Raw genomic sequence first — 527 nt, 5'->3', positions numbered from 1 at the left:
CAATCTCATTAATCGCCGCACGAACCACATTGATATTTTGGCTGTAAACCGTGACCGTTCGGGATGCTAAATAACGGTACTCAATGTCTTGCTCACCACCATATTGCTGCGCTTTACGGTCTATCACTGAAGGCGAAGACAGCGAGATGTTTTTGTCAGTTAAGCCTTTTGCGGTTAAAAAATCGAGAATCAAACGCGTTTGTTGGTCTATGTCATCAAACATCGCGCCCATATCATTGCTGGCTACCGTAAATTGGATTGGCCAAATGACGGTATCTGCCGGGTATTCTCGCTCAGACAATCCCTTCACCGTTACCACTCGCTCATAGGCTTTGTATTTGACTGCTGTTTGCTGAATAAAAAAGCCCAATACTCCTAAACCTATTATCAGACACAGCCCGAGCCATATTGACGCTTTATTGGAAATCTTCTCCATTCATCCTCCTAATTTCGCCAAAAGTAACAATTCGTAGTATCGATAACATAGCTCAACTATGGCCAGAAAATGGCGACCTAAAGCTAAATTT

The 527-nt window shown here is 43.1% G+C and carries 1 protein-coding gene; it reads right to left on the bottom strand.

The features are described 5' to 3' along the window. Window positions 1-436, bottom strand: a 436-nt coding sequence (locus R8N47_RS28190) for an SIMPL domain-containing protein (RefSeq protein WP_318186480.1), incomplete at its 3' end; no start/stop codon positions are given. Between the last annotated feature and the right edge of the window lie 91 nt (window positions 437-527).

The sequence above is a fragment of the Vibrio sp. 2132-1 genome, assembly GCF_033344315.1.
This window is presented reverse-complemented; position numbering and strand designations above follow the sequence as displayed.